Below are 16,597 nucleotides of genomic sequence, written 5' to 3'. Positions count from 1 at the left end.
GCAATCACATCGACGGGTGGTCTCTCCGTCTCGACGAGCGGGAGGCGGTGCGACTGGCCTGTGAGCAGTTCCTCAGCGAAGCGACCGCGCGACTCGCCGGGGATCATCGACTGGTCCGTCGCCTCGGTGATCGCGGCGGGGCAGTTCGTGGCCTCCGGGCCGCACCCGCCGAATCGGAGGCGCCAAGAGTCGGCGTGGCGGTCATCGAGCGGATCCTCGGCGCGCCGGACGGCGCCACCATCGGCGCCGTCATGGATCCCGACCCACCGACCGTGACACCCGACACCGACGAGGAACATGCCGCGTGGCAGGCGGCGCAGGACGGAAAGCCCGGACTCGCCGTGGTGGACGCCGACGGCCGGTTCCGGGGTCTGATCGCACCGCAACAGCTGCTCACGGTGCTCGCGCAGGAGCACGACGAGGACCTGGCCCGGCTCGGCGGGTTCCTGCACTCGGTCGAAGCGGCCCGCGCGTCGAGCGTCGAGACGGTGGTTCGTCGGCTGTGGCACCGGCTGCCCTGGCTGCTCGTCGGACTGCTCGGCGCGATGCTTTCGGCGGGTTTGATGGCGGGATTCGAGAAGCAGCTGGACGCCAACCTGGCGGTGGCCTACTTCGTGCCCGGCATCGTCTATCTCGCCGACGCCGTCGGCACCCAGACCGAGACCCTGGCGATCCGCGGGCTGTCGGTCGGGATCGGGATCCGGCGCATCGTCGGGCCGGAAGTCCTCACCGGGTTCTGGGTCGGCACCATTCTCGGCGTGGTGATGGCACCGATGGTCGCGCTGATGACCGGGGACTGGGAGCTCGCGGCCGCGGTTGCGGTCGCGGTGTTGTCCGCCAGTGCCATCGCCACGACGGTGGCGATGGACGCTGCCCTGGTTGCTGCATCGGCTCGGCAGGGACCCGGCCTGCGGCTCCGGGCAGCTGGCCACCGTGCTCCGGGACCCGCTGTCGATCGTGATCTACCTCGCGGTCACCACGTTCCTGACGTGAGAGCGCCCCGGCGCCGATCGGCCTCCACACACGGCGGACGCATGCCACGCCCCAGCCGGCCGGCCGAGATGACATGAGTTCCATCGCAGGAACTGATCGGTCACCAGCTCATCGACCCGTTCGTCCGCCCAGATCAGGTCCGATGCGTCCGCATGGTCTCGGGCCCGCAGGACGTCCCGCGCCGCCCCCGCCCGGCCGTGGCGGCGGCAACCCATGTCCGAGATGCTGCCTCGCAGCTTGTGGGAGCGACCGGCTCGGGGTGGTGCAGCCGCGCCTCTCGGCGATGTGAACTGAGTGACGGCCTCCCACACGGTTACGTCGGCACCAGCGCCTGGAGTTTCTCGCGGGCGAGTCGCTCGACCAGCAGGGGAACGAAGTCGCGCACCTTCCTGTTCGCGAAGTGTTCGTGCGCCGAGTGCACCACCTGCTCGATGCTCTCCCGGGGCAGATCCGGATACCGGACGTCTTGGCGGTCGATGACGTGGTCGATGTGCAGCAGCTCTTCATCGCGCGTCATGGAAAATCCTCCGCCCCGGCGAGCAGCGGGGTCGAAGAGGGGATCGTCTTCTTCGCACCTTGGCCACGACAACGCCGATAGGCACACCTCACACCCGTTCGGTGCCGGGGTCGTCGACTGCCGGGGCGGGCGACGGGTCGAGGTGATCCATTCGCTCGAGATGGGCCTTGATCCATTGGTATTGACCCGCCCAGGAGGGCGCGTGGGCGAGTAGTCGACTGGTACGTCAGTCACGGATACTCATTTCTTCCGACGGCGGTGCAGTGCGGGCGCATGTGGCGGATCCCGAGAACGACCGAGACGCGAACCGCACCTGCACCGTGCCCCGCGGCGGGTGCTGCGTCAAGGCGCACGGGTGCATCTTCGCCCGGTGCGGCGATCGGTGGCCAGGCTGTGTACTCGGTCTAACCACGGTCTAACCAGCTACGCCCGCCGCGCTGCGGCCTTCGGTGCGGCCGGTGTTTACGAACGGGACCAGGGAATTTCGTGCGGGCACACCGTTGCCGCGGCCACGGCGAGGATGCAGCATTGAGGCCGTGCGCCGATCACGCTGGCCCGCGATCGCACCGCCGACGTGCGGCGGTGTCCAGGTGCACGGCCACCGGCTGCTGGCCGCCGATACTCACCTGACCCTGGACCTGGTCCGCATCGTGGCGTTCCCCGGTGGCCTCGGTGTCCACCTCACCCTGACCGCCATCGGCCGGCCCGCCGAGCGGGCCCGGTATCAGACCCGGACGCTGACCGATCCCGCCGACCGATCGGCCAGCTGGTCCTACCTCGCGGTGCGCGCCGGGACGGGTCACCTCGCCGTTGCGGACCCGTACCTGCCAAACCGGACGTCCACACCCGCGACCAGGGGCAGTGCATCTACTGGTGTGGAACATCGTCAACCGCCTTGCCAACGCGTTCGGCTTCACCCTCCGGGAAGGCCAGTTGCACAGCGGTACCCGCGCCCTGCACCGTTTCGGCTACCGCTTTCCCGGCTTCCTGCTCGCAGACGGCGAGAAACCCGACGACAGTGACGATGTCGTGGCCAACCTCCGCCACTCGGTGTTGAACAGGCCCGCCGTCACCGACCCGGGCCTGCGCACCGCCGCCGCGGCCGGCGACCCGCTTCCCGAACCGTGGCAGGCCTACGCCGCGATGGTCCGCGACGCCTCCTACACGATCACCGATACCGACATCGGCCGGCTCCTCGCCGCCGGACCCACCGAGGATCAGGTCTTCGAGGTCACCGTCGCCGCGGCGGTCGGCGCGGCCCTGGAGAGTTTCGATGCCGGAATGTCCGCACTGGGACACAGGTCCACGAGCTGAATCGAGCAGATCGTCGGGAGAAACCTGACACAGGATGTCAGGGTCTCGGTGCGAGCATGGTGTCACCGTTCGGCGCCGGGCCCGGATCGACATCGACACAGAAAAGGACCTCCATGCGCGAAACACGAGAAGAGCTCGAAGAGCTCCAGACCCTCCTCGACGCCTCCCTGTCCCGCTCCACCGCACATCTGCGTTCGATCATCAACACCGAGAGCACCCTGACCGCAGAGCAGCTCACCCAGATCGTCACCGGCATGTGCACCCTCGCCCTGTCCACCGTCACGGCCAAGGGCGAACCGCGGATCAGCGGTGTGGACGGGCACTTCCTGCACGGGAAGTGGCACTTCGGCACGGCGCGCGGCGCCGCCAAGGCCCGGCACCTCGCCGCCCGCCCGGCCGTCAGTGCCGCGCACATGCGCGGTGAGGACCTGGGCGTGTTCACGCACGGCACGGTGGAGACCCTCAACCCCCGGGACGGCGAACCGGCCGCGGACTGGCCGGACCTGCTCGCCTACTTCAAGAGCTTCTACGGCGAAGACTTCTTCGACTGGGACAACGACGTGGTCTACTACCGGCTGCATCCGCACTGGATGACCGTCTACGCCGCCGATCTCGACGCGGCATCGGTTGCCGGGTGACGCGGTACCGTCGGCCGTGTGGCTCTCATCCATCACGCTCAACTGTCTCCGTCCAAGGCCGAGATGCTCGGCGAGTGGGTTCCTCGCCAACCGTGGATCGGGTCCGCCGACGCGTCGTCCCTCGAGGTCGTCGGTGCGTACCGGTTCGACGATCCGGCCGGGGAGGTCGGCATCGAAACCCACCTGGTCCGGACGGCGGACGGGCAGGTCGTGCAGGTGCCGGTGACCTATCGCGGTGCCCCGACGGCCGGTGCGGAGGCGTCGTTGATCACCACGATGCAGCATTCCGTGCTGGGTGAGCGCTGGGTCTACGACGCCTGCGCCGACCCGGTGTACGCGAGTGCGCTCGCGACGGCCATCCTGACGGGCGGGACCGAGGCGGAACTCCAGTTCGCCGCACCCGCCGAGCGCCGAGAGGTGACCACGAGGGTGTCGGGTAGCGGCTCACCGGGCTCGACCGTGCCGGTCGTCGGTGCCGTGACCTGTGCGAATGAGGGAACGGCCACCGTCATAACGGCGGCCGCTATCGGCATCCGGGTGTTCCGGGTGATCGATCCGGATCGGGTCGCGGACCTCGGCTCGCACACTCTGGAGGGCACCTGGCCGGGCCGAGGTGCGCCGGCGCTGCTCGCGATCGCGCATCCGACGGCTGACCACGACGTGTGACGCGGGACGGGCGGAATATCTCCGAGGACGGTACAGTTGAACCCGTCGACGGTGTCGGACATACCCCGGGTACCACATTAAAATTGTCGCCGAGAGCGACCACTTGCCGAGAGGCGATATGACGGCACCGTCGCAGAGGCCGCCGGCACCATATGGTGTCGGCGGCTTTTTTCTGCCCTGGACCTCACCCGACAGGCTCGAATCCGGCCAGCATCTGCTCGAGTGCGGCCTGGTCGGGCCCGATGAAGGGGTCTGACTTCGGTGCCTCGGCGAGCATGTCCAGAAACTCGGCGGTGCGGCCGTCCGCCGGGGGGAGGTGGGTGCTGAGGATCCATCGCGGGTCGAGCGCCCGGACCGCGGCGACGGTGCGCAGGAACTTCGTCTCGTCCACCAGGTGCACCCAGGGACTGTCGACGGTGGCCCACAGGTGCTGCGCGGCGCGGACGGCGCCGGGTGCGGAGTACCCGACGTCGTTGGCGGTGGCGAGTTCGGCGGTCTCCATCGGCGCCCCGAAGCAATCCGACGAGAAGCAGGCCTCGCTGCGGTCGTCGTAGAAGCCGACGGTGCTGGGATTGTCGAACAGCGGGGGCCGCAGCGCCGTCAGTGTGCGATCGCCGACGTCGAGGGATTGACCCGGATTGAGCAGGTAGACCCGGTCCATCGGGACGGGCCGTGCGCAGGACATGATGCCGACGCCCGCGAACGTCGTGATCAGGCGGGCGCGCGGCGCCGCGTCGAGAAGGTCGAACAACGCGCCGGTGTGATCGCGGTCCGGATGCGTCAGCCAGATCCACTCGACGTCCGCGGGGTCGAGCACCGATCCCAGGGCGTCCATGAAGCCGCGTCCGGGCAGGCTGAGTCCGGTGTCGACGACGACGGGTTCGGCGGCGTGGAGAACGTACGCGTTCACCGGTAGGTGCCCGATCCCCGGTACTTCGAGTTCGTCGCCGAGTACCGTGATGTCGCGTCGGATTCTGTTGATACGCATGGGAACTCTCCTCAGTCGTCGTAGTCGACGCGGATCAGCGACCGGGCGATCGTGGCCAGTTCGGCTTCGGTCGGCTCGTATCCCCGCGGGACCTTCAGGCCCAGTTCGAACGGGGTGGCCCCGTCGTCGAGCGCGGCACGGAATGCGGCGCCTGCCTCGGCGGGGGTGGCCTCGAGTAGCAGGGCCCAGCCCCGGCGGACACGGCCCCGGTGGGTGACCGTCACGGGTGCGCCGCCGGCGAAGTTGCGCCGCCACGGACGCTCGGTGAAGACGAGCGTCTGACCGTCGACGTCGTGCAGGCATACCGGCACTCGCAGGGTGCGCCCGGTACGACGGCCGGTGAACTCGATCAGTCCTTGGCGCCGGATGCGCCGCCCCAGTGACCGGGTCGTGAGGACCCGCCGGACCAACGGGTTGACCAGCCGCATCAATTGGGGTGGCGGCGGGTTCAGCCGCACATTTGCGGTATCGGTTTTGGACATGTCACCGACGCTAGGAGCGGTGGAGCGGGCGCACCATTCCACAATACTGGTATTTCCGCCGCCGATCCGCGCTCGTACGCTTGACTCGTGAGCGTGGATTCCGTGCAGTGCGCGGCAGACAAGGTCGCACGACTGTGCGCCGCACCCCGCGGACTGGTGTCGCTGTGGCGGGACGCGTCGGACGTCGTCGCCGGTGTCGTCCCGTACTACTGGACGCCGTGCTGGTTCACCCTCGACCCTGTGTCCATGCTGATGACCAGTCACTATCACTTCGGCATGGACGAATTTCCCGGAGAATGGCTGGCCGCCGAGTACTACGAGGACGACGTTCAGTCCGTCCCCGACGTAATGCGGTCCGCCGAAGGGATTTCCACGTTGCACGAAGCCGCGCACGGTGATCCGTCGGGAAGTCCGCGCTGGCGCCGGAACCGGACACTCGGTGGCGACCAGGAGTTGATTGCGCGGTTACGCACGCGCTCGGGAGAAACCTGGGGAGCGCTGAGCCTCTATCGCGACGAGGGGATGCCGATGTTCTCGGAAACCGAGAAGTCGTTCGTGCAGGAGATCGCGCCGGTCCTCGCGGGCGGTGCCCGCCGCGCACTGCTGTGCGGGCAGGCCGAGGAACCGGAGTATGCGGATTCGCCGGGTCTGCTCGTCCTCGACGAGAAGTGGAACATCGAATCCGCGACGCCCGGGGTCGACCGGTGGATGGTGGATCTGCCGGGCGGGGACTGGGATCGGGGGGAGTTGCCGGCCGCGGTGATCACTCTCGCCGGTCGCGTGTTGCGGTGTGTGGAAGACCGCGACCGCCTGGGCGACGTGGCCATCTCGCGGGTGCTGTCGCGGTCGGGGGCGTGGCTGGTGCTGCACGGGGCATGCCTGACGTCGACGGGCAGGCGGCGGATCGCGGTGATCGTGGAGCCGGCGCATCCGAGCCGTCTGTATCCGCTGCTGATGTCGGCGTACGGGCTGACCGAGCGCGAGAAGGAGGTCACGTCGATGGTGTTGCACGGGGCGTCGACTTCGCAGATCTCCGCCGAACTGCACGTGTCGGCGCAGACCGTGCAGCAACACCTGAAGAGCATCTTCGACAAGACCGGTGTGCACAGCCGACGCGACCTGGTCGGCAAGGTGTTCTTCCATCACTACGAGCCGCGGTTCCGTGACAACGAAAAGCGGACCGCCGCGGGCAGGCCTGTCCGCGGCGGTCCCTGGCCGACGCAGAGGGGTTGAGTTCCGATCCGGGCCGGTAGGGGCGGAGGCCTACTGTTCCTTCTTCAGGCGGGCGGCCAGCATGGCCTTGCCCAGATCGCCACCCTTCCGGCTCACGGCTTGGGCGCGGCGGAAGAAGTCGGCCAACTCGGCGTCACCGTCCATGTCGGCGTCCGAAATGTAACCCTCGAGACGCAGAGCGTTGCTCAGTGACGCTTCGACGAACCAAATCAGGTTGTAGTCCTTGTCCCGAACACCCGTCACCGAACGTGCATCTTGTTCGCTCATCAGTGCGTCCTTCCCGAGAAACGGCCGACTGTCTTGTGGTTCCTGCCTACCCGTGTGGTTGCATCGTAAACGTGAGGCGCGCCGGGCTCAGGCGAATGCCCAGTTCATCAGGGCGACATACAGCCCGGTTCCGACGACGATCGAGAGCACCGCATTCTTGCGCCACAGGTGCACCGCGGCGGTCGCCCCCACCGCGATCAGTTCGGGGATCCCGTGCGACGGGGCGGTGACGGAGACGTTCTTCAGCGAGTACGCCACCAGGATCAGCATGATCCCGGCCGGCAGGTAGACACCCAGGTAGCCGACGAGCGCGGACGAGCGCAACGGCATGACGATCGCGAAGGGGACGGCGCGCAGGGCGAACGTGACGATCGCCATGATCGCGATGGCCGCGAGGATGTAACCGGCGTCAGGCATCGATGACCACCTTTCGGCGGGCGAGGAAATAGCGGACGACGAGCAGGCTCACGAAGGCGCCCATCGCTATCGGCAGCATGTGTCCGGGGTCGACGAGTCGCGCGATCAGGGCGCACATCACGGCCATCGAGGGCACCGCGAAACCCCTCTGCGACCGGATGGCCTCGATGGACAGCACGACGAACAGCGCGGTCAACGCGAAGTCGAGGCCGACGATGTTCTCCGGGATCCATTGCGCCGCAGTCGCTCCGAGCATCGCTCCACCGATCCAGTACGCGTGGAGATACAACTGCGAGTACACGATGACCCGGCCGGACATCGACTTCCGGTCACCGGTGACCGTCATGGCGTACGCCTCGTCGGTCAGCGCGAACATGCTGTAGAAGCGGGCCAGCCGGCCCTTCACCCTGTCGAGGGGAAAGCTCAAGGCGTAGAACACGTGCCGGAAGTTGACCAGCAACGCGGTCAGCGCGATGTACGGGAGCGGCGTCATCGCCGCCACCATGCCGACCGCGATGAATTCGAGGGAACCGGCGTAGATCAGCGAGGTGAAGACCATCGCCCACCACGGGTTGAGGCCCTGCTGGACGACGAGCACCCCGAGGGCGATCCCCAGCGGAACCAGCCCGATCCCGACGGGGAGGGACGCTTGCAGGGCGCGACGCCACTCCGGGGGCTGCCGGGGGTCGGAGTCGACGACTGCGGTCGTCGAGAGGGTTGCTGGATCGATCACCACGCAAATCTATAGCAACTATCCCGGTGCGCGATTGCGAGCAAATGCCCATTCTCCGAACTCTGCGCAATAATAGTTCAATGGATGACATCGATCACGCAATTCTGGACCACCTGCGGAATGACTCCAGTCTGACCAACACGGAATTGGCGGATCTGGTGGGTCTGACTCCCTCCCCGTGCCTGCGCAGGGTCAAGAAGCTCGAGGCGGACGGAGTCATCACCGGCTACCGCGCCATCGTCAGCCAGGAAGCGCTCGATCGGGGTTTCCAGGTGATCGTCACCGCCGAGATCGGTGTGAACGACCAGGCGACCATCGAGCAGTTCGAGTCCCGGGTCGCCGCCTTCGACGAGGTGATCGAATGCCGGAGGCTGTTCGGCATCCCCGACTACTTCATCCGGGTGGCGGTCCGCGACCTCGCGACGTACGAGAACTTCATGGCCACCAAGCTCAGCGGGCTCCCGGCGGTGTCGCGGGTCACCTCGTTGATCACGATGAAGACGATCAAGAGCGCCGACTGAGTCAGCGGTGCGCCGCGACCTCTCGGTAGAACTCGAGATGTTTCTGCGCGACGTCGTCCCATCGATGGGAGCGAGCGAAGGCGCGCCCCTCGTCGAGGGAGGAGCCGTCGGCAGGCTCGGTCAGGGCGCGTGCCATCTCCTCGTGGGTGGACGCGTACCGGACCGTCCCGCGAAAGACCTCCCGTAGGACCGGCAGGTCGCGTGCGACGACGGGAACGCCCGCCGCCAGGGCTTCCATCGCGGCCAGCCCGAATCCTTCCTTGGTGGAGAGGAAGGCGAACGAGCGCGCCTGGGCCACCAGCGAGGGGAGTTCGGCGTCGTCGATCGTTCCGAGAATGGTCGGTGTCACACCCAGCTCTGCGGCCCGCCGGTCGAACTCGTCCCGGTACCCCCGGTAGTCGAACAGGGTCTCGCCGCCGGCGAACACCAGCCGCAGGTCCGGTTGCTCCTTCGCGAGCAGTGCGAACGACTCCACCAGGTCGGTGCTGCCCTTGCGCGGTTCGATACCGCCGACCGCCAACACGTAGTCGCCCAATTCACCGGCCCACCTGCGGCGACGCCGGGTGTCCTCGCGTGCTTCCTCGAATCGGGCGGCGTCCACGCCGTTCGGAATGACGGCGCAATCGAGACCCCACCCGGCCGAAACTTCGGCGGCGACGGCGGCGGACACGCAGATCCGCGCGTACGGATCCACGATCGCGCGCTCGTGGCAGGCGGCCAGCGCGGGCGTCGTGAACTGGTCGAGATGGTGGATGGTTCGCACGCACCGCCCGACGGCGTTGGCGCTGATGCAGTCCTGCGCGTGGACGATGTCGTAGGCCCCCGGTGGGAAGGCGGCGCGCATCGTCTCGATGGATCGGAGGATCCGCTCACCGACGGTCTCGTCGTCGACGTGTGCGAACGGCACCACCCGCACGGTGACAGTCGGGTCGACCGGACGGAAGAAGGCGGCGTCGCCGTGCCTGCCCAGAGTCCAGACCGTCACGTCCGCGCCCTGTCGGGCGAGGGCCTCGGCCAACGCCAGCGTGTGCACGACTCCCCCGCGAGGTTTGGTCGAATAGGTCAGCAGAGCGATCCGCACGTCAGTGTTCTCCTCGGTCCAGCATTCTCCGGTAGGTGTCGATGCGGCGTTCCTCCAGGTGCCGCAGCACCTTCCTGGCCCGGTTGACCTCGTAGTCGACGTCGAGTTCGGCGACGGCGAGGCCGCCCTTCGTCCCCGTTCGCGCGAGCACGTCGCCGCCCGGGCCGACCACCTTGGCCTGACCGAGAAACCGCAGGCCACCCTGGATTCCGGTCTGGTTGGACGACACGAGGACCACCTGGTTCTCGGCGGCCCGGGCCGAATCGTAGAGATCGAACAGGCGTGATTGCCGGTCCTGCATCATGCGCGCCGCCCGGTCCGTGATGCTGGCAGGCCACGCGGACAACGCGGCGATGATCCGCGCGCCGTCGAGCGCAAGGGTTCGAGCGGATTCCGGGAACGTCTTGTCGTAGTCGATCAGCATCCCGATCCGGCCCACCGGTGTGTCGAAGGCGGTGAAGGAGTCACCCGCGGCGTACGCCAGGGATTCCCCGGCCGGCTGATGCACCTTGCGGTGACTGCCCAGCACTCCGTCACCGGTCACGCAGGTGGCGGCGTTGTATCGCACCCCGTCGCACAGTTCCGTGTACCCGATGCAGACCGTCATGCGGCCCGCCATCTTCGCGACGGCCTTCAGTTCCGGGCTGTCCGCGGCGAGCGCGGGCGGAAGCTCCTCTGTGTCCGGCCGCCGGAGATCCGAGATGTAGCCGCCGAGGCAGGCGTCGGGCAGGACGAGCAGGTCCACCCCGTCGTTCGTCGCACTCTCGATCAGCGCCTGCAACTTCAGGAGCGCGCGATCGATGTCGCGGCCGAAGTGCCCCGCCAATGCTGCCAACCGTGTCGTCACCATAGGCGTCAGGCTAGTGTCGCCGTCGCCGGCAACACACCCGCTTCGAGTTCGATGCGGTCCGCCAGATACTCCGCGTCCCGCGCCACTCCCGCGAACCGTCCCGAACCCCACGTGTGCTGCCACGGAAGGCCGAGGAAGTACAGCCCGGGCACCGCGGTGACGCCGCGGTTGTGGGTGGGATGGCCCTCACCGTCGAACACGCCCGCGCGGAGCCACCGGTAGTCGGTCCGGAAACCGATGGACCACACCACCGACGTGATGCCCGACGTCGGCAGCTCCAACTCGGTGACCTCACGGTCGGGACGCCAGACCGGGACGTACCGTTCCTCGCGCGGCGCATCGATGCCCACGCGGTCGATGTAGGCGTCGATGGAATCCTTGATGCTCTCGCTCACGGCGTCGGCAGCATCCAGCGACGACTCCAGGGTGGGCGCGAACCGCAGGGTGCCGTCCACGACGTCGAGCAGCCGCCCGTACAGGCGCATTCCCGCGAGCGCGAACGCACGGAGGTCGATGTCGCGGCCACCGTCCCGGCCGGTGACGTAGTGGTTGGTGTTCTCCCGCTTGCCCAGACCGCCCGGGTGATCGGCGATCGAGACGTCGTAGGTGCCCATGTCGTGCAGCCAGGCCACGCAGTCCCGGCCGCGGTAGAACCGCGCGACCCGCGGCGCCCCACCGGTGACGAGGTGGACGGTGCGACCCGCGAGATGAAGATCCTCCGCGATCTGGGCGCCGGACTGGCCGTTGCCCACCACGAGAACCTCGCCCGCGGGCAGCTCGCCGGCGCTCCGGTACTGCGACGAGTGCAATTGCGTGATGTCGGCGGGCAGCCGTTCGGCGAACCGGGGAACGACCGGTGTGTGGTACCCGCCGACCGCGACGACGACGTGGTCGGCGTGCATCGAGCCTTCCGTCGTGTCCACGTCGAACCCTCCGGAACCCGACTGCCGGACCCCCACCACCGTGACCCCTTCGCGCACAGGGGGATCGAAGGTATCCGCGTACTCACGCACGAACTGGTAGGTCTCCTCGCGGTTCATGAACCCGTCGGGATCGCCGCCCGAGTAGCTGTATCCCGGAAGGGTGCACTGCCAGTTCGGAGTGACGAGAGTGAAGCTGTCCCAGCGGCTGTCGCGCCACTCGTGCGCAATCGACTCTCGCTCGAGCACCACGTGGTCGATTCCACGCTGCACCAGATGCCAGCTGATCGACAGGCCCGCCTGGCCGCCGCCGATCACGACGACTGTGTGTTGTTCGGTCATCACGACTCTCCGGGGAGTGAAGCCGGGTTCATCTCGAGGACCCGGACGAGGGATTGGGGGTCGAGGGTGCGGCCGGCGCGTTCGAGTTCCTGCATCTGCTCGGACGCGGACGTGCAGTACATCCCGAACTTGGCACGGACTCGCTCACTGGCCTCGGTGAGCGCCGTCGTGGTGCGTGTGAGGAAATCGGCGACCGTGTAGTCCTCACCGGCCACCAGGTGGTCGTGCATGACCAGCGACGGCGAGTAGCAGGACTGGGTGCTTCCGTCCGGCCAGCGCACCGTGAACGTCATCTCAGGCATCGACGGGCTCCAGTTCGGCTGTCGTGGTGCGGAGGAACGACGGTCGCGCCGTCGCGTCGAGCCGGGTGCCGCTCACCCGGTTCTCCGCGACGACGTCTCCGTACAGTTCCGGCCGGCGGTCCCGGAGGTTGTACATCCCGCCGCTGCGAATCGCGTCCAGTTCGGCCTGCACATCCAGCGTGGCCGAGGCGAGGCCGGGTTCCACGCCTGTGGTGGCGAGGATCTCGCCGCCCGGGCCGACGATCTTCGCGCTGCACACGAACCGGAGCGACCCGAACGTCCCCGCCTGATTCGACGCCACCCAGACCACCTGATTCTCCGTGGCCCGCGCGCGGTCGTAGATGTCGAATCTCTGCTTCCACCGGTCGTCTTCGGGGTTCTCGACGCGGTTGGTGCGGGCGGTGGGCCACGCCGACAGCGACGTGATGATCTCCGCGCCGTCGAGGGCGAGCGTCCTCGCGGCCTCGGGAAAGGCTTTGTCGTAACAGATCTGCATGCCCATCCGTCCGACCGGGGTGTCGAACGCTTCGTATTTGTCGCCGGCGCGGTAGCAGAGGTTCTCCCCCAGCGGCTGGTGCACCTTGCGGTACGAGCCGAGTATCCCGTCGCCGTGCAGCGTCACCGCGGCGTTGTACCGGTCGGCGCCGTCGGCCTCGCAGAATCCGAGGGTGATCACCAGGTCGCCGGCCATGTCGACGACCCGCCGGACCTCGGGCCCGTCCAATTCCAGTGCGGGCGGGAGGCTGCGGAGCCGACGCTGCCGCTGCTCCTCGGTTTCGTCGCCTCCGCCCAGGCTGGGCAGGTAACCGCCCAGGCAGGCCTCCGGAAGCACGAGTAGCGAACTCCCGGCTGTCCGCGCCTGCTGGATCAGTTCACCGATCGTGCGATACGCCTGCTCCATGTCGCGGCCGAACTCGGCTGCCGCAACGGAGATTCCGATGTCAGTCATGCTCTTCCCAATCCTGTGACCGTGGAGTGCACCACGCGTGTCGTTACGCCGTCGGGCCAGCGAAGGCTGACCCCCGGCTCGTATGTCAATTCCCCGCAGACGGCCGAGGTGGCCGGTCCGGCGGGCGCCGGCGCGCTACCGCTCCGATCGGCGGTGATCATCGCGAACCCGGGAAAGCACGTCATCCAGTCACCCGCCGTCGTACCGGGCGGCCTGGGGACCGATGCGACGTCGAGGACGGCGCCGAGTCCGCTCGCCTCGGCGAGCATCCCGGTGGTGCCGGCGATCCCCGCCATGCTGATGTCCTTCGCCGCGGCGGGGCGGGTACGGGCGACGAACGAGGCCATGTCCCGCAGTTCGTCCGAGCTGCGATGGGACGTCGAATCCCACTGCTGTCCGGTGTATCCCGGCCGCCACCGCCCGTCCAGGTCTGCTGTCAGCGTGAGCTCGTCGCCGACCCGGCCCCCACCCGCGGGCACCGGATTCGCGGTGCGTCCGAGCGCCGTCACCGACAGCGCCGCGGGAACACCGAGCTGGGTGTGGCCGCCCAGTACCGGTACGTCCCACGCTTCCGCAGCTCGGCTGAGCCCACGGATCACCTTCGACAGGATCGAGGTGTTCGGTGCGCCGACCGAGTCGAGCATCCCGACGGGGACGGCACCCATCGCCGACAGGTCGTTGAGGTTGACGAGGGCGGCGCACCATCCGGCCCACTCGGGATCGCGCTCAACCATGGCGGGCAGGATGGCGTCGCACGCCGCAATCAGGTCGCTGCCCGGTACCGGTGCGCCGTCGTCGCCGCGGAACCCGCTGCCGCCGAGCGCATCACCATGCGTACCCAAGGGTGCCAGGGTGTGGGCCAGACAGGACTTCGTGCTCTGGACCAGACGCTCGACGCGATCGATCGGCCACGTCATGTGCACGTGCGGCGCGCCCGCCACCGTGACGTCACCCATCCGCGTCCAGCCCAGGTGGGCGAACATCGTTTCGTTCCGGCTCTGCACGGTGGCGTCGAACCGCAACGCGCCGCGGGATTCGGCGTGGGCGCAGGCGGCGCGCACGAGTGCCTTTCCGATTCCCCTGCTGTTCCGGATGTTTCGACCCACCACGAGGCGGCTTCCCGCCCACCACCCGAGGTCGGTGCCGTCCGTCATCGGGGCGAGGCGAACACCGCCGAGCACGTCGCCCGTGGTGCTGATCGCCACGAGCACCACGGTTCGGGGATCGTCGTCGACATCGTCCCGGTCGCTGGCGGTGAACAGTCCCTGTTCCACGACGAACGTCTCACGCCGCAGTCGTCGGTACGCCTCGATCATCACCCGACCGGTGGCGGGTTGCACGAGGAAACTCCACTGTGACTCCTGAACCGACGGCCCGGTGAGGACGGCGAAATCGGAAGGAGTGCTCTCGGCGGTCGGCAGGTCCCACATGTCAGCCTCCTGCGTTCTGAAGGACACTGCAGGCCCCACACGCGGCGCAGCCCGCCTTCTGGTCGGCGCCGCGCATGCCGCCCGCCTGCAATTCCTTCGCCACCCGCGAGGTGACGTCGGCGAGCAGGGCCGGCGACGGCGCCTGAGCCCCGTCCTCGACTGCCAGCGTGCCGGCGAGCGGCCGGAACGGGACGACGAACGGGTAGACGCCCATGTCGATCAGTTCGGCTGCGCCCGAGACCAATTCGTCGGGATCTTCACCCAGCCCGACCAGCAGGTAGGTCGACACCTGATTCCGTCCGAAAACCCGTACCGCCTCGCGCCACGCCGCCCGGTACTCGTCCAGCGGAACAGTCGCCTTGCCGGGCATCCAGCGCCGCCGAACCTCGTCGTCCAGGGACTCCACGTGGATGCCGATGGAATCGGCCCCCGCGTCCCGAAGATCCGTGATGGTCCCGAGATCGCCGGGCGGTTCGCACTGCACCTGTATGGCGAGGTCCGGGGCCACCGCCTTGACGGCCGCGACGCATCGCGCCAGGTGACGGGCACCGCGATCCTTGGCCGCCGACGTGCCCGTGGTCATGATCATCTGGGTGACGCCGTCGAGGCGGACGGCGGCTTCGGCGACCTCGGCGAGTTGTTCGGGCTTCTTCACCGCGATGGTCGAGCCGGACTGCAGTGATGCCTCGATCGAGCAGAATCGGCACCGCTGTGCCGGGTCGTATCGAATGCAGGTCTGGACCACGGTCGTGGCGAGGACGTTCGTCCCGTGCAGCCGGGCGATCTTCTCGTAGGAGATTCCGTCGGCGGTATCGAGGTCGTAGAACCGGGGCCGGCGGACCGGCTCGATCTCCACCCCCATGTCGGTGCCGTTCAACAGCAGGCGGTTTCCACTGACTTCGTACGGGCTGTCGGACCGGATGGGGATGGCGCCGCCGATCCCGCCGATCAGTACATGACCGTCGTCGCTGGGGCCGGCGCCGGAAGTCCGGGTGACCGGGACGTTCAGTGATCGAATTCCACGTACTGCTACGTCAACTCGTGTCGAGAGATCGCTCATGGTTCACACCTCAGACCATGTATGTGGAGTTGATGATGGCGCCCTTGCGGGAGTAGTGGATGATGGCGTCCTGCACATCCAGGGGATGTGCGGGTACGACGCCCTCGATCAGGTCCTCTTCCCGTCCGCCGTGCAGCGCGAGGCCGAAGCGGCACGCGAAGACGGTCCCACCTTCGGAGATGAATGTCGCGAGTGCGTCGTTGATGTTCTGCTCGCCCGGGAAACCGTTGTCTCCGGTGGTCGGAAACCCACGCGTCGCAAGGCAGTTGAGGGCGCCGGGGCCGTAGAAATAGATTGCCGACTCGAAACCCTTGCGCAGTGCGCGGGTTGCCTGCAGGACAGCGACGAAGCTGACGGAGGATTCGTGCGCGATGCCGTGCACCAGCGTGAAGTAGGACTCGCCGTCCTCGGCCTTGTAGTCCGGGAAGATCTTCGTCGACCCGTAGATGTTGGTGCCCTTGGGCAGTGCCGGGTGGGGAATCTCGCCGAGTGCCTTCTGGATGTTCTCGGCGATGGTGTTCTCGATGTCGGTCACAAGGGACTCCTGGTTGTTCGGGGGCGGAGGCGCCCGAAGGGCCTGAACGCGCTGATGAGATGCTGTGGGCGACGGGCAGGGCGTAGACTTCGATGTCCATTCGCTCTGCGTGGGGAGAGTGCGCTGCGCACTCCGTCGACCTGAAACAAGTACACGGTTCGGTGATTTCCGAATGGTCACGCGAGGAACAAGCTCAGGTTTCGTAACCCGCACCGCGGCCCGAATCCGGTAATCCGGTCGTAACACCGACCGCGTGATTCTGCGCACCCGCCGATCGCAAGAGTAAAGAGTCCTTTACTATGGGTGACTCGTACCCCGAATACAGAGAGAGCCATGACCAGCGCTTCGCGCCCCCGAAG

At 67.7% G+C, this 16,597-nt stretch carries 19 protein-coding genes and 1 pseudogene; 6 read left to right on the top strand and 14 right to left on the bottom strand.

Annotated elements, in window-relative coordinates; genetic code table 11:
- Positions 1-188: 188 nt before the first annotated feature.
- Positions 189-993: pseudogene (locus tag G9373_RS36160) on the top strand (magnesium transporter); the annotation flags it as partial.
- A 313-nt stretch (positions 994-1,306) separates the two neighbouring features.
- On the opposite strand, the gene G9373_RS36155 reads toward G9373_RS36160, so the two are convergent.
- Positions 1,307-1,510, bottom strand: coding sequence for a hypothetical protein (locus G9373_RS36155; protein WP_054247886.1), 204 nt, complete (start codon positions 1,508-1,510; stop codon positions 1,307-1,309).
- Between the two features lie 861 nt (positions 1,511-2,371).
- Here G9373_RS36155 and G9373_RS36150 point away from each other — a divergent pair.
- The 3 genes from G9373_RS36150 to G9373_RS36140 all read left to right on the top strand — a co-directional run bounded on the left by G9373_RS36150 (position 2,372) and on the right by G9373_RS36140 (position 4,128).
- Positions 2,372-2,824, top strand: coding sequence for a hypothetical protein (locus tag G9373_RS36150; RefSeq protein ID WP_231137749.1), 453 nt, complete (start codon positions 2,372-2,374; stop codon positions 2,822-2,824).
- A gap of 113 nt (positions 2,825-2,937) precedes the next feature.
- Positions 2,938-3,462, top strand: a complete 525-nt coding sequence (locus G9373_RS36145) for a pyridoxamine 5'-phosphate oxidase family protein (protein WP_005570501.1) — start codon at positions 2,938-2,940, stop codon at positions 3,460-3,462.
- Positions 3,463-3,480: 18 nt separating this feature from the next.
- On the top strand, positions 3,481-4,128 hold the full coding sequence (locus G9373_RS36140; RefSeq protein WP_005570500.1) for a hypothetical protein: 648 nt from the start codon (positions 3,481-3,483) through the stop codon (positions 4,126-4,128).
- Between the two features lie 184 nt (positions 4,129-4,312).
- Here the strand turns inward: G9373_RS36140 and G9373_RS36135 are convergent, their stop codons facing one another.
- Both G9373_RS36135 and G9373_RS36130 read right to left on the bottom strand, forming a co-directional pair.
- The gene (locus tag G9373_RS36135) at positions 4,313-5,116 is read right to left on the bottom strand and encodes an MBL fold metallo-hydrolase (protein ID WP_167119737.1); all 804 of its coding nucleotides are present in this window, start codon (positions 5,114-5,116) and stop codon (positions 4,313-4,315) included.
- 11 nt (positions 5,117-5,127) lie between these two features.
- On the bottom strand, positions 5,128-5,598 hold the full coding sequence (locus G9373_RS36130; protein WP_237720445.1) for a grhN: 471 nt from the start codon (positions 5,596-5,598) through the stop codon (positions 5,128-5,130).
- 102 nt (positions 5,599-5,700) lie between these two features.
- On the opposite strand from G9373_RS36130, the gene G9373_RS36125 reads away from it, so the two are divergent.
- Positions 5,701-6,831, top strand: a complete 1,131-nt coding sequence (locus G9373_RS36125; protein WP_043791904.1) for a helix-turn-helix transcriptional regulator — start codon at positions 5,701-5,703, stop codon at positions 6,829-6,831.
- Between the two features lie 30 nt (positions 6,832-6,861).
- Here G9373_RS36125 and G9373_RS36120 read toward each other — a convergent pair whose 3' ends face one another.
- From G9373_RS36120 to G9373_RS36110, 3 genes are all read right to left on the bottom strand, one after another.
- Positions 6,862-7,098, bottom strand: a complete 237-nt coding sequence (locus G9373_RS36120; protein ID WP_005254663.1) for a hypothetical protein — start codon at positions 7,096-7,098, stop codon at positions 6,862-6,864.
- Positions 7,099-7,185: 87 nt separating this feature from the next.
- On the bottom strand, positions 7,186-7,515 hold the full coding sequence (locus tag G9373_RS36115; RefSeq protein WP_005254662.1) for an AzlD domain-containing protein: 330 nt from the start codon (positions 7,513-7,515) through the stop codon (positions 7,186-7,188).
- On the bottom strand, positions 7,508-8,251 hold the full coding sequence (locus tag G9373_RS36110) for an AzlC family ABC transporter permease (RefSeq protein ID WP_167119734.1): 744 nt from the start codon (positions 8,249-8,251) through the stop codon (positions 7,508-7,510). Before G9373_RS36110 ends, G9373_RS36115 begins: the two co-directional genes overlap by 8 nt.
- Before the next feature lie 77 nt (positions 8,252-8,328).
- Between G9373_RS36110 and G9373_RS36105 the strand changes: the two genes are divergently transcribed.
- On the top strand, positions 8,329-8,769 hold the full coding sequence (locus G9373_RS36105) for an Lrp/AsnC family transcriptional regulator (RefSeq protein ID WP_005254660.1): 441 nt from the start codon (positions 8,329-8,331) through the stop codon (positions 8,767-8,769).
- Between the two features lies 1 nt (position 8,770).
- Here the strand turns inward: G9373_RS36105 and G9373_RS36100 are convergent, their stop codons facing one another.
- The 8 genes from G9373_RS36100 to G9373_RS36065 are packed head-to-tail and all read right to left on the bottom strand — an operon-like array spanning position 8,771 to position 16,238.
- Complete coding sequence (locus G9373_RS36100; protein WP_167119732.1) at positions 8,771-9,850, bottom strand: MSMEG_0565 family glycosyltransferase; 1,080 nt, start codon at positions 9,848-9,850, stop codon at positions 8,771-8,773.
- A gap of 1 nt (position 9,851) precedes the next feature.
- Complete coding sequence (locus G9373_RS36095; protein WP_043791888.1) at positions 9,852-10,700, bottom strand: carbon-nitrogen hydrolase family protein; 849 nt, start codon at positions 10,698-10,700, stop codon at positions 9,852-9,854.
- A 5-nt stretch (positions 10,701-10,705) separates the two neighbouring features.
- Positions 10,706-11,962, bottom strand: coding sequence for an MSMEG_0569 family flavin-dependent oxidoreductase (locus tag G9373_RS36090; protein WP_167119729.1), 1,257 nt, complete (start codon positions 11,960-11,962; stop codon positions 10,706-10,708).
- Complete coding sequence (locus G9373_RS36085) at positions 11,962-12,264, bottom strand: MSMEG_0570 family nitrogen starvation response protein (RefSeq protein ID WP_005254656.1); 303 nt, start codon at positions 12,262-12,264, stop codon at positions 11,962-11,964. Before G9373_RS36085 ends, G9373_RS36090 begins: the two co-directional genes overlap by 1 nt.
- Positions 12,257-13,213, bottom strand: coding sequence for a carbon-nitrogen hydrolase family protein (locus G9373_RS36080; RefSeq protein WP_005570490.1), 957 nt, complete (start codon positions 13,211-13,213; stop codon positions 12,257-12,259). The genes G9373_RS36085 and G9373_RS36080 overlap by 8 nt, the downstream gene beginning before the upstream one ends.
- Positions 13,210-14,643, bottom strand: a complete 1,434-nt coding sequence (locus G9373_RS36075; protein ID WP_167119726.1) for an MSMEG_0567/sll0787 family protein — start codon at positions 14,641-14,643, stop codon at positions 13,210-13,212. Before G9373_RS36075 ends, G9373_RS36080 begins: the two co-directional genes overlap by 4 nt.
- Before the next feature lies 1 nt (position 14,644).
- On the bottom strand, positions 14,645-15,703 hold the full coding sequence (locus tag G9373_RS36070; protein ID WP_005570486.1) for an MSMEG_0568 family radical SAM protein: 1,059 nt from the start codon (positions 15,701-15,703) through the stop codon (positions 14,645-14,647).
- A gap of 10 nt (positions 15,704-15,713) precedes the next feature.
- A complete protein-coding gene (locus G9373_RS36065) occupies positions 15,714-16,238 on the bottom strand; it encodes an MSMEG_0572/Sll0783 family nitrogen starvation response protein (protein WP_005254648.1) in 525 nt (174 codons plus the stop codon).
- Positions 16,239-16,597: the final 359 nt, after the last annotated feature.

Origin of the sequence: Rhodococcus sp. A14 (assembly GCF_011603105.1) — a bacterium.
GTDB classification, from domain to species: Bacteria; Actinomycetota; Actinomycetes; order Mycobacteriales; family Mycobacteriaceae; genus Rhodococcus_F; species Rhodococcus_F opacus.
Note: the sequence above shows the minus strand (reverse complement) of the source record. Positions and strands in the feature narration are given on the sequence as shown.